Raw genomic sequence first — 11,719 nt, 5'->3', positions numbered from 1 at the left:
GATATAAAATTATAAATTACCCACTATTCTCCGCATCGTATCTAATTTATCCTCTGTCTCCTGCCACTCATCCTCTAGCTGCGAGGCCGCCAACAGACCGCCTCCGGCATACAGCGTAAAGGTTTGGGGGAGGATATTCATGCAACGGAGGTTTACGTACAGATCTGTTTTGCCTTTGGGATCCAGCCAACCGATGAAACCGGAGTAATAGCTACGATCGTACCCCTCATTCTCGATGATGAAATGATAAGCCTCCTCCTTGGGAAGACCGCAAACGGCTGGAGTAGGGTGTAATAGTTGAAGGACATCACCCAGCTTCTCGGGATTCGGCAAGGAGAAGAAGAAATCGCTTTTCAAATGGGAAACCTCTCCGGCCCGGGCTGAATAAGGCCCCTTCTCCTCGGGAGTAATACCCAAGGTGGACAGCTGGCGGCGTATATAGGAGGCGACTAATTGCTGTTCTCTCCAATTCTTATGGTCCCAGCTTTTCGGTAATTTCCCGTCTCGTAAGGATTGGGTTCCGGCCAAAGCTACCGTTTGCCAGTCGCCTTTCTCGCCGGATAACAAGATTTCCGGTGTCCCACCCATCCAAGTTCCGGTTTCCGGGGTATGGCAAAGGTAGACATAGGAGCGGATATATCGTTCTACTGCGGCGAAGAATGCCTTGCCGGGTGAGAAAGAGGGATCTTTCCGGATCGTTTTGCTACGGGATAGGACTAGTTTATCTTGGCTTCCTTTTAGCAAAGGGCTGGTAAACAGGGAGAAATGGTAAGCGTATCGTTCCTTCTCCTCGGATTCGGATGGGATTTCGATTTCATTCGAAGGGAATTCGTTTTTCTCTCGAGAGAAATCCCAATCGGATTCGGAGGGGATTTCAAAGCAATCCGGTTGGATTAAAACGATAGGTCGTTCCGCTGTCACCTGAAACGGAGCGATTACAAAACCGCTCCGTTCATTTAAGTCTTTTATGTCGTATAATAGGCAAGGAGAGCCGGCGCTTTGCATCCTGAAATGGAGCCTATCCTCACCGGGAATACGCCAAATAGCGAAACTCCGGCCTTGCTTGATCAACGTGTCTATTATTTCGTAAGAATCTCTTGGAATCATTTCTTCTTTAGTATGCTATTGATTACCCGTACCGAGGAAACCAGTTTGTCGGTAGAGGTGAATATGTCTACGTTCCACACATGGGATGAACGGCCTTTGTGGATAATCGTCCCGACGGCACGTACCGTGTCTCCCTCGTGGGCGGACGACATATGGCTGCCGCTAACTTGCATGCCGACTACCATCTCGTCCGGTTTCGCCAGAATCATGGAACCTAGTCCGGCCACGGTCTCCGCCAAAGCCAGCGTAGCGCCTCCGTGCAAGATACCGAAAGGCTGGCGGGTCCGTTCGTCTACAGGCATGGTCGCTTCCACACGATCCTCCGACGCATAGGTATATTGAATGCCTAGATTACCCATTAAGGCATGTTTGGCCCGTGCGTTTAGTTGATCTAACGGAACCTCCGTGGGTTTGATCGTGGCAAGGATCGCTTTCTCGATCGCTACCGCCACACCATCCATATTATTAGATAAGGTCGTGAAATCGGCGCAAGCCTTTACGGAGTCGCGTGCGTTACCCATCGCCACGCCGGTACCGGCTAATTGAAGCATGGATACGTCGGCTACGCCATCACCAATAGCGACAACCTCTTCGGTCGTGATATTCAGCATCTCCATCAATACCGCCAACGTATTTCCCTTATTGATGAAATGAGGAGCTACCTCCAAGAAATAGTCCTCGGAGCGGAAAGCTTCCAATACCCCGTCCAGACGTTTCTTCCAATGATTTTCGAGACCCACTAGATTGTTCTCGTCATCGCTGGTAAGAATACACTTACAGGGTGCGAAATCCACCGCTTCCGGGAAATTCTCCACACCGATGATGCGCATCTTATTGAGTTCGGCCTCCTCTTGGACATGCTTGTTTTCCGGGCTATCGGTCAGGATATAGTCCTTGTGATACGTGAAGATAGCAAAACCGTTTTCCTTCGCCTTCCGGTTCAAATAAGGAATCATGGCCGGATCGATTCGTTTCTCGAACATCAATTCTCCGGTCTGGGCATTGATGATCTGACCTCCGTTATAAGATAATATGAAACCACCGTAATGATTCAATTCAAGAGCCTCCGCCAAGGGTTGAACCCCGTTGGTGGGTCGGCCGGATGCCAATACAACATGAACTCCCATCTGCTGAGCCTTTAACAGGGCGGCATGGGTCCGGGGAGTTATCTCTTTCTTGTCGTTAAGCAACGTCCCATCTACGTCTAAGACTAATAATTTGTACTTCATGGCGTCTTATTTTATGGTTTAGAATACAAATGTACATAAAATAGTTGATAGTTAGAAGACATTTCCATGAAAGGAATTTACGTATATCGGCGCAAGCTCACGCCTATATCGGTGTAGCCTTGCGGCGATATACGTACAGGCTTATGCCGATATAGGCATTGGCCTGTGTCGATACTGGTGTAAATGTCTCTGAAAAAACACGTACGTGTTCTCGCGAAAACATGTACGTGTTTCTCGGAAAATACGTACGTGTTTTTTTCAAAGCAATTCTTGGATGAAACGAGCCACTCCATCCTCATCGTTCGTGTATTGGGTGATGCGGTCGGCATTGGCCTTGACAGGGGGCTGGGCGTTGGCCATAGCGACTCCCAATCCGGCGAAATGGATCATGGATACATCGTTGAAACCATCGCCGATAGCGATCACTTCCTCCTGTTTTATCCGGGTTCGCTCTAGTAAGCGGGATAATGAGGCGGCTTTGTCGATACCTTTGGGGACAAGCTCCAGATAGAATGCCTCGGAACGATATACGTTGATACGTTTCCCTAATTCTTGGCGGAGCTTCTCTTCCAACGGTACCAACATCTCCGGTTCGCCTACCACCAAGCATTTATCGGCAGGTTGATGTAAATCCCGCAGGAAATCGTCGGTAGCCTTGATCTTCATCTTTGTTAGGAATGATTCGTATTGTACGTATTTATTTTCCGGGTGCTCGCTTAAGATATATTTACCGTTGTAGGAAAGGATAGCCAGTCCCGCTTCTTTGGAGCGGTTGTATAAAACAGGTACGATATCGGGTGGCAAAGCCTGTTCGAAAAGTACTTTGTCTGTCATCAAGTCGATCACCTTACCGCCGTTGAAGGAAAGGATAAAACCACCATATTGCTTTATGTTCAGTTCCTCGGCTAAAGGCACGATACCGTAGGTGGGCCGGCCGGAGGCTAAGACCAGATGCAATCCTTTTTCCTGCGCTTGCAGAAGGGTTTCCCTCGTAAACGGGGTGATCTCTTTTTTACTGTTTGTCAGTGTACCGTCTAAATCCAGTACCAATAATTTATAGTTCATGCTCTTGTTTCGTGTTGATCGTGATTATTTTACCTCTTTGGGAGATATAATTATAGAGTTCTTTATAAAATGCGTGCCGGGTAAGGGTGGAAGCGTCTCCCAAGATCATCAGTTTCATACGGGCACGGGTGATCGCTACGTTCATGCGCCGCAAGTCGTTCAAGAAGCCTATCTTTCCATCCTCGTTGGCCCTTACCAAACTGATCAAGATGACATCGCGTTCTTGCCCTTGGAAACCGTCTACGGTATGTACGGTAATCAGTCTGCGTAAAGGCTTGAAGAAAGCGTCCTGTTTGATTAATTTACGGATGTATTGTACCTGCGCCTTATAAGGGGAGATCAATCCGAAGTCGATATTCTCCTCCAGCACTCTCTCCTTGGATATTTTCTGTATATAGGAGCGTAATTGTTCCACGAGCAATTCCGCCTCTTGCCTGTTGACACGGCTCATGGTCTCCTCTCTCGTATTTTCCGTGAAATCGCACTCGGACGTATCGAACCATACGATGGGAGTGTCCAGTCGCAAGATTCCTCGCCCACTTACCTCGGGAGCGGATTCGAGTTCGTTATGATAGAACCATTGGGAGGAGAAGCGCATGATATCCTCGTGCATACGATATTGGATCTTCAGGAGAGAGACTGTTTCCGGTTTCGTGTGGGCTATCTTTTGCATCAAGGTACGTCCTAAGCCTTCTCGTTCCGCTTCTATACATTTAATAGTAGGGGGCAATTGGTGATGATCGCCCGCTAGTATGACCCGGTCCGCCTTGCCGATCGCTATCCAGCAAGCAGCTTCCAAGGCTTGGGCGGCCTCATCGATAAACAAGGTCGTGAAGTGCCGGTTCATCATGACCCGGTTTGCGGAGCCAACCAAGGTGCAAGCAACGACACGAGCCTCGTCGAACAGCTCTGTATCGATCTTGACTTCCAGTTCGGTCGCCCGGAATTTCAAACGGGAGAGGCGGTTTCGGATCGTATCCCGTTCCTCCCGGCTTTTCTTTCGCATATTGGATTGTATATCCCGTATCGCTTTCCGGATGCTCCATAATTCGGGATAATCCGGATGCGATTCGAAACGGCGTTCATATGTGAAAGAGAGCATCTTGTCATTGATACGAGTGGGGTTCCCGATGCGCAGGACGTTAATGCCTCTATCTACCAGTTTCTCCGAGATGCAGTCTACGGCGGTATTACTTTGGGCGCAAACGATCACTTGATTCTCCCGGTGAAGGGTCTCGTAAATGGCTTCCACCAAGGTGGTTGTTTTCCCAGTTCCGGGAGGGCCGTGTACGATAGATACTTGTTTCGCTCCCAATACCTTATTTACGGCTTCTTCCTGAGAACGGTTCAACCAAGGGAAGCGGATCGGGAATAATTCCCGCTGTCCCGGTTTTTCCTGTCCCAGCAATACGTCCCTTAGATGAGAGAGTTGGTTGTTTTTTGCCCGCATCACGTCCGAGAGAGCGGAAAACATCGTTTTATAGCTGGTCTCGTCGAAGTAGAGTTGCACGCCGAGATCATTGCTTTTTCCTTGTATATCCATCAAGGCGGAAGGAGTGGGGAGAACTACCACCATCCGGTCCTCTTGCACGTAGCTGATCGTGGCGGAGAAATCCAGATACTTAAATTTACCACTGATATCTGCCGTAAAGAAGCAAACCGGGCGCCCGTACTCAAAATTATGCTCGATCTCCCGGTTTTCTGTTCTTTCGATCTCGATCACCAATTGGTTTAAGGAGTTATAATAACTGCGTCCCGGAGTGACCGGATACCAACAGAGGCCCTGCGCCACTCGTTTTCGCAAACCCGTACGCTCGGATTGCTGTCGGTATGTTTCCTTCTCATATTCATATTCTTTCTGCAGGAGATCATATTGATGTTGCAAATCTACAAGCGGCGATGAAATTCCCATTCCTTTATCAATTCAATTAATCGGATAAATACAGCCCGGGCGTTCTAGGTCCCGAAGTAGGCGACAAAAGTACTAAAATTATCGTTCCGTACCCAAGTTGCGGTAAGTAAAGAAAAAGAATACCGCTAACGTTGGTAGTGTCTATAAAATTCCTAATTTTGTACGAAAACTAATATCATAAAAAAATGAATGAGAACGATGCTTTTTATAACGCATTAATAGATGTAGCTGCTTGGGATAAAGAGAATACCTTAGATCGTTTTATGAATAGTGATAGCCTCTTCAAAAAGTTTCTATATAAATTTATTACTACAGACGGTTCGTATGTGAAATTACGGAGCTCTTTAGTAGAGCGGGATTTGGAGAATGCCAAGCTATATTCGCATACCTTGAAAGGGATAGCCGCTAATTTAGGTCTGGTAAATCTATTCGATGTATCGAATAATATACTATCGCTGTTAAGAGAAGGGAATCTGGAAGAAGCGTTGCGTTATGAAGATGCATTGGGAAAACAATACGATGCCTTGCGAGATATCGTTGTTGAGTTTTGTTCTTAATCTATTGTATATTAACTATCTAATTCTAAATAAAGACTATCAGTATGGATACTATCATAAAAACTCAAATTATAGATTTGATTCACAGGGAGGTAATCCCTGCTATCGGATGTACGGAACCTATTGCCGTGGCTTTGGCGGCCGCAAAAGCGGCGGAAGTGCTGGGGCGTAAGCCAGAGAAGATAGAGGTTTATCTGAGCGCCAATATCCTGAAGAATGCCATGGGAGTAGGAATCCCGGGGACTGGCATGGTGGGGTTGCCTATCGCTATCGCCTTGGGATCGATCATCGGTAAGTCCGCTTATGGGCTAGAGGTGCTGAAAGACTTGACTCCGGAGGGATTGAAAGAAGGTAAGGAAATGGTCTGCAAGAAATGTATCGGTATAGACCTGAAAGAGAATGTAGATAAACTTTATATCGAAATTATAAGTTCAGCAGGGAACGATCGTTCAAGGGTGATCATTTGCTATGAGCATACCCATATAATATATGTAGAGAAAAACGGGGAGGTATTGACTGATTTACGTATGGCAAACGCTTCTGGCGAGGAAGTATGTGAGAATAAGGATTTACGTCTTTCCTTCTCTATGGTCTATGAGTTTGCCATGGAAATGCCATTGGATGAGATTCGTTTTATTTTAGAAACAGCTGAGTTGAATAAGAAAGCCGCCCAAGCTTCCATGAAAGGCAATTACGGACATACTGTAAGCAAGACGGTCTCGGGTGCTTTCGGCCGTAAGTTCATGGGAGATTCCGCTTATACGCATATGTTGATCATGACTTCCGCCGCTTGCGACGCTCGTATGGACGGCGCTATGATCCCGGTGATGAGTAATTCGGGAAGTGGTAACCAAGGAATCGCCGCTACGCTTCCGGTTCTTTCTTTCGCCGAGGATATCCAATGCTCGGAAGAGCAACTGATCCGTGCGTTGATGTTAAGCCATTTGATGGTGATCTATATCAAGCAAAGTCTGGGACGTTTGTCGGCCCTTTGTGGTTGTGTGGTTGCCGCTACGGGAGCGAGTTGCGCTATCACCTATTTGATGGGAGGAAATAAGACGCGGATTTCTTATGCGATCAAGAATATGATCGGTAATATTACCGGAATGATCTGTGACGGTGCCAAGCCGAGTTGTGCGATGAAAGTATCTAGTGGCGTATCCACGGCGATGCTTTCCGCTTTGATGGCCATGGAGGATAAGGTGGTGACTTCCGTGGAAGGTATCATCGATGAGGATGTGGATAAATCGATCGCTAACTTGACCGCTATCGGTTCTAAAGGAATGGAGGCGACGGATCGTCTGGTGTTGGACATCATGACCGGTAAATCTTGTTAATAGGATTCTATGGAAGAGGCACCAAAGGCGAGGAAAAAAGAGATTATGCGAGTGACACTTTTAGGGTCATTCGCTAATTTTGTTTTATTGGTATTCAAGTTCGTGGCGGGTATCTGGGGGCATAGTAGCGCTATGATCGCCGATGCGGTACATTCGTTATCTGATTTCGTAACGGATATAATCGTACTTCTTTTTGTCAATATATCTTCCAAGCCAAAGGACGAGAGCCATGATTACGGGCATGGTAAATACGAGACTTTGGCGACTTCAATTGTCGGTATCGTCTTGCTTTGTGTCGGTTTTGGCCTTTTCTGGGAGGGAGCGAACAAGATTTATGACTTTTATTTCAAGGGGATTCCGTTGGAAAGTCCGGGAATGATCGCTTTAGTTGCCGCTCTTATCTCCATCGTGATCAAGGAATTACTGTATCATATTACGGTTTGGGTAGGAAGGAAGCAGAATAGTCAAGTCGTTATCGCTAACGCTTGGCATCATCGCTCGGATGCCTTTTCCTCGATCGGTACGGCTTTAGGTATTGGAGGGGCGATTTTGTTGGGGGATAATTGGCGTGTGCTGGACCCGTTGGCGGCTGTGATTGTCAGCTTGTTTATCGTAAAAGTCGCCTTGCAACTGGTGATCCCCGCCATCAATGACTTATTGGAGAAATCTTTGCCGAAGGAGGTGGAGGATGAGATCTTGGCGATCATTAGTGAGATTCCCGAGGTAAAGAGCCCGCATAATTTACGTACCCGCCGCATCGGTAATAATTTTGCTATCGAGGCGCATATACGGGTGGACGGACAGATAACCGTGACTCGTGCCCATGACTTGACGAAAGAGATCGAACAGAATCTGCGTGATAAGTTCGGTCAGGCTACGCACATCGCTTTGCACGTGGAACCGATTAAATAAACGAATTGTTATTTGACCATGATGAAGAATTTATATAGGGGAGAAGTGTTCTATTTGATCGCTTCCCCGCTGGATCATGTGGAGGCTTACCGCTATTTTGAGGATGGAGGGCTGGCTGTTGTCGATGGAAAGATTGTAGAGGCAGGGCCGTTCGAGGAGATACGTTCCCATTACCCGGATTTTCCGGTGACAGACTATTCCGGTAAATTGATTACACCCGGCTTTATTGATTCCCATATCCATTTCTCCCAGTCGGAGATACAGGGAATGTATGGCAAGCAACTTCTGGATTGGCTGGACGAATATACGTTTCCCGCCGAGGAAGCTTTCTCTTCCATGGAATACGCTCAGGATATCGCCCGTTTTTTCGTGAAGGAACTAGTGAAGAACGGAACTACGACTTGTGCCGCTTATGCCACGGTTCATCCTGCTTCTGTAACTGCGTTATTCTCCGTGGCCTCGGATTATAATATGTGCATCTTGGCTGGAAAGGTGATGATGAACCGGAACGCTCCGGATTATCTGATGGATACCACGCGTCAGAGTGAGTTGGATTGCCGTCGCTTAATCGAGGATTGGGACGGGAAAGGACGGAATCACTATGTGATCACGCCCCGTTTCGCCATAACCAGTACGCCGGATCAATTAAAGTCTGCCGGTCGTTTACATGCCGAATATCCCAGTACCTATATACAGACACATCTTTCGGAGAATCTGGGAGAGATTGGATCTGTCTTATCGCTCTGTCCCGGTCATGCGGATTATCTGGAGGTCTATGAGCGTGCCGGATTGTTGACCGATCGTTCGATATTCGGGCATTGTGTCCATCTAACCGATCGGGAATATAAGCGGTTGGGAGAAACGGGAGGCATTATCGCCCATTGCCCGACCTCGAACCTTTTCCTTGGAAGCGGATTATTCGATATGAGGGAAGCGAACTGTTACGGCGTACGTACTACCTTGGCGACAGATGTCGGTGCGGGTACATCTTTCTCTATGTGGCGTACGATGGGAGAGGCCTATAAGGTACAACAGCTGAACGGTTATCCGATGACAGCTTTGGAGGCTATCTATAAATGTACGCTAGGCTCTGCACGGGCCTTATCATTGGACGATCGGATCGGAAGTTTCCTCCCCGGCCGTGACGCTGATTTCATTGTCGTGGATTATACCGCTACCTCTGTCCAGAAATTGCGCATGGAATATCTCCGGTCAAGAGATAAATGGACGATCGAGAATAAGCTGTTTGGCCTGCAAACCCTCGGAGATGACCGGAATACGGTATGTACTTATATAATGGGCAAGCAAGTATACGGCTCAGATTCGTGCGATCATCAAGAAGCAAGTATGTAATACGACCGTTACGACGATCCATAGACGTTCGGCAGTAGCCGGGCGTAATCCCGGGAAATGATATTCTATAGCCCCGTGCTTGCAAGCGGAAAGACAATCTCCGCAATAGGTACAGGTGTAACCGATCTTCCCCTTCTCTATCTCTTCTTTATGCAGGGCATCATACCGGCAAATGTTTGTGCAAGCCATGCAATGGCAACAATCCATGGTCAGTCGTACCCGGAAAGGAGAGAGGTACTTGAGGAAAGACACCAAAGCTCCGATCGGGCAATAGCTACTGCAATGTACCATCTTCCGTCTCTTTCTGGAAAACAATAGCATGACAAGTAGCCCGATAACTCCGACCGCTATTCCAAAAGCGGTGGCTATCTTGCCGCTCGCTCCGAATATCCGTAGCAAGATGGCTCCCAGCATGACCAGAAATAATACGCTGTGTCGCATTTGCTTGTGGTAGGGGAACCTTTCTCGTTCCAATTTTCCCCGGGCACTCCATGCGTCGAACGCTCCGAAGTAACAGAGCTGGCTACACCAAGCGGGACCGGATAGTAATAAGGTGCTGATAAATAGTATGGGCATGAATAGTCCCTCGAAGCGATAAAGCGGTCCGGCCAAGATTACCGCAGGGATCGGCAAATGCAGTTTTCCGGTCATAAGGAAAATGGGATCGGCAAAAATCCCTAAGGCGAGTTGCCCGAAGAAAACGATCGAGAATAACAACCACGCTCGTTTTCTCCATTTAGGGCGTTCTTGACGATCTTGCATCTTATGGCAAAGCCAACCGCTATATAGCATGGCAAGTATCACCTGTATCCATCCTCCGTACGGAAATAACCTTTCGCCTATTAACAGTGGATTTTTAGGCATGATTTGAACGATCGAGAGAAGTCCCCCGACTAACAATACGGTACTGATAACAATACGTCTCGCTTTCATGCTCAATTATTTTATGCGTAAAAGTATGCCTTTTACGCGAATAATTATAGCACAGGCATTGTATTTCTGATACTTGTTACACCGATTAAACGATCATACCGTGCTCCCATCGGGCAATAATATACATAAATGCTATATTCGTTCTCCGTCTGGAAAAAATTACCCTCGATGGGTCCGGTTTGTCCTACGGTCTGTCCGTTAGGGACAAAGAGGTACTGATAGTTGTAACTGCCTTGTTTCAGTAAGACGGATTTCTCGTATTGATGCGTCTCCGGATTATAGCCCATCTTACTTTTCTCGTCTAATACATTATTATATAATTCACCGTTCAAATATACGTTTCCATCGGGAATTAAGTCCATGGCAAGGGTAAAGTGAACAATGTAATAGTCCGCTTCCGTATCCGGGTCGTTACAATTACTGCAACGGATGAAGAAACGGCCGTCTTGGTCTTGATCGTATTGATACGATAATTGGTCACGCCGATAGTCCGTCATCAACTCTACATGGTAGTATGGATTATGGAACGAGATACTTTCTACGTGCATGCCATTGTATTTGTTGCTCAAAAATTCCATACGGCGATATTCGTTTCCTGCGGGAAAGATCAAGTTCTGATTGTTCGTATAAGAGATCTGGTTTTCTAAAATAGTCATAGGCTGAAGACCTGTCACGGCATTATCCCTGCGGTTATTCTGATAAACCCAGATTTTCAAGTCGGTCTGAGGATAGGTGATGGGGAAATTCTTGTTATTGATCGCAAAGCTGACTTGTTGGTGTGACTGATTGGTATCGATATCCGTATTTCCGCTTACCGTCGCGGCGACACTAACCATCGGCTCGAAAATAGAAAAGCAAGCGGTAAATACGATCTGGGAGGGATCATCCTCGTTATACACCTGCAAGGCATAATTCCCCGAGACCTTCGGTTGGACATCATCATTCGGGAAAAGTAACCGGTAGTTGGTGTATTGCACCGTAGTACCCATCGCATTGGCGAAATCCTCGATCGTGCTCCCTTGGAAACCATTCATATACTCAATCGGGGAAAGATTCGATTGCGTCCAATCGGCGTTACAGTGAACCAGATTATAGGCGTATCGCCCGAAGCCCGGGTTAAACGCGTCGAAATTAACCTCGATACGATTCTCGCCGCCCAATTCGATAAAAGGATCGGAGAACATCTCGCCGGCAACCTTCACTTGGAGGGTCTTTATTTGCTTATCGCTAACGTTGGTGAAGTAAGTCACTTGAGCGTTCAACGGTACTAAAACCGTGATAAGCAGCAGAAATAGGATTTTAAAAACTTTCATT

General features: G+C 47.1%; 10 protein-coding genes. 4 read left to right on the top strand and 6 right to left on the bottom strand.

What is annotated here, in order from left to right; all coding sequences use genetic code 11:
* Positions 1–9 precede the first annotated feature (9 nt).
* The 4 genes from CI960_RS09395 to CI960_RS09380 form a co-directional block, all read right to left on the bottom strand.
* The gene (locus CI960_RS09395; protein ID WP_005856865.1) at positions 10–1,107 is read right to left on the bottom strand and encodes an isochorismate synthase; all 1,098 of its coding nucleotides are present in this window, start codon (positions 1,105–1,107) and stop codon (positions 10–12) included.
* Positions 1,104–2,336 carry a Cof-type HAD-IIB family hydrolase gene (locus CI960_RS09390; RefSeq protein WP_005856867.1) on the bottom strand — a complete coding sequence of 411 codons (1,233 nt, stop codon included), beginning with the start codon at positions 2,334–2,336 and terminating at the stop codon, positions 1,104–1,106. Before CI960_RS09390 ends, CI960_RS09395 begins: the two co-directional genes overlap by 4 nt.
* Positions 2,337–2,594: 258 nt before the next feature.
* Complete coding sequence (locus CI960_RS09385; protein ID WP_005856869.1) at positions 2,595–3,401, bottom strand: Cof-type HAD-IIB family hydrolase; 807 nt, start codon at positions 3,399–3,401, stop codon at positions 2,595–2,597.
* Complete coding sequence (locus tag CI960_RS09380) at positions 3,391–5,313, bottom strand: AAA domain-containing protein (protein ID WP_005856871.1); 1,923 nt, start codon at positions 5,311–5,313, stop codon at positions 3,391–3,393. Before CI960_RS09380 ends, CI960_RS09385 begins: the two co-directional genes overlap by 11 nt.
* A gap of 185 nt (positions 5,314–5,498) precedes the next feature.
* Between CI960_RS09380 and CI960_RS09375 the strand changes: the two genes are divergently transcribed.
* The 4 genes from CI960_RS09375 to guaD are packed head-to-tail and all read left to right on the top strand — an operon-like array spanning position 5,499 to position 9,472.
* A complete protein-coding gene (locus tag CI960_RS09375; protein WP_005856873.1) occupies positions 5,499–5,870 on the top strand; it encodes an Hpt domain-containing protein in 372 nt (123 codons plus the stop codon).
* Positions 5,871–5,914: 44 nt separating this feature from the next.
* Positions 5,915–7,207, top strand: a complete 1,293-nt coding sequence (locus CI960_RS09370) for a serine dehydratase subunit alpha family protein (RefSeq protein ID WP_094582341.1) — start codon at positions 5,915–5,917, stop codon at positions 7,205–7,207.
* Between the two features lie 9 nt (positions 7,208–7,216).
* Positions 7,217–8,119 carry a cation diffusion facilitator family transporter gene (locus CI960_RS09365; protein WP_005856877.1) on the top strand — a complete coding sequence of 301 codons (903 nt, stop codon included), beginning with the start codon at positions 7,217–7,219 and terminating at the stop codon, positions 8,117–8,119.
* 12 nt (positions 8,120–8,131) lie between these two features.
* A complete protein-coding gene (gene guaD / locus CI960_RS09360) occupies positions 8,132–9,472 on the top strand; it encodes a guanine deaminase (protein WP_094582339.1) in 1,341 nt (446 codons plus the stop codon).
* On the opposite strand, the gene CI960_RS09355 is transcribed toward guaD, so the two are convergent.
* Both CI960_RS09355 and CI960_RS09350 read right to left on the bottom strand, forming a co-directional pair.
* Positions 9,437–10,405, bottom strand: coding sequence for a 4Fe-4S binding protein (locus CI960_RS09355; protein WP_094582337.1), 969 nt, complete (start codon positions 10,403–10,405; stop codon positions 9,437–9,439). The two genes, guaD and CI960_RS09355, sit on opposite strands and share 36 nt — an antisense overlap.
* 44 nt (positions 10,406–10,449) lie before the next feature.
* Positions 10,450–11,718: a DUF5103 domain-containing protein gene (locus CI960_RS09350; RefSeq protein ID WP_005856883.1), complete on the bottom strand. Its 1,269-nt coding sequence runs from the start codon at positions 11,716–11,718 to the stop codon at positions 10,450–10,452.
* Position 11,719 lies beyond the last annotated feature (1 nt).

Origin of the sequence: Parabacteroides sp. CT06, assembly GCF_002257605.1 — a bacterium.
In the GTDB taxonomy this organism is placed as follows: Bacteria; Bacteroidota; Bacteroidia; order Bacteroidales; family Tannerellaceae; genus Parabacteroides; species Parabacteroides distasonis.
Note: the sequence above shows the minus strand (reverse complement) of the source record. Positions and strands in the feature narration are given on the sequence as shown.

Bases quoted from the DNA above. Each gene is read 5' to 3' on its own strand.
- CI960_RS09395 (WP_005856865.1), bottom strand. From the start codon at position 1,107: ATGATTCCAAGAGATTCTTACGAAATAATAGACACGTTGATCAAGCAA.
- CI960_RS09390 (WP_005856867.1), bottom strand. From the start codon at position 2,336: ATGAAGTACAAATTATTAGTCTTAGACGTAGATGGGACGTTGCTTAAC.
- CI960_RS09385 (WP_005856869.1), bottom strand. From the start codon at position 3,401: ATGAACTATAAATTATTGGTACTGGATTTAGACGGTACACTGACAAAC.
- CI960_RS09380 (WP_005856871.1), bottom strand. From the start codon at position 5,313: ATGGGAATTTCATCGCCGCTTGTAGATTTGCAACATCAATATGATCTC.
- CI960_RS09375 (WP_005856873.1), top strand. From the start codon at position 5,499: ATGAATGAGAACGATGCTTTTTATAACGCATTAATAGATGTAGCTGCT.
- CI960_RS09370 (WP_094582341.1), top strand. From the start codon at position 5,915: ATGGATACTATCATAAAAACTCAAATTATAGATTTGATTCACAGGGAG.
- CI960_RS09365 (WP_005856877.1), top strand. From the start codon at position 7,217: ATGGAAGAGGCACCAAAGGCGAGGAAAAAAGAGATTATGCGAGTGACA.
- CI960_RS09355 (WP_094582337.1), bottom strand. From the start codon at position 10,405: ATGAAAGCGAGACGTATTGTTATCAGTACCGTATTGTTAGTCGGGGGA.
- CI960_RS09350 (WP_005856883.1), bottom strand. From the start codon at position 11,718: ATGAAAGTTTTTAAAATCCTATTTCTGCTGCTTATCACGGTTTTAGTA.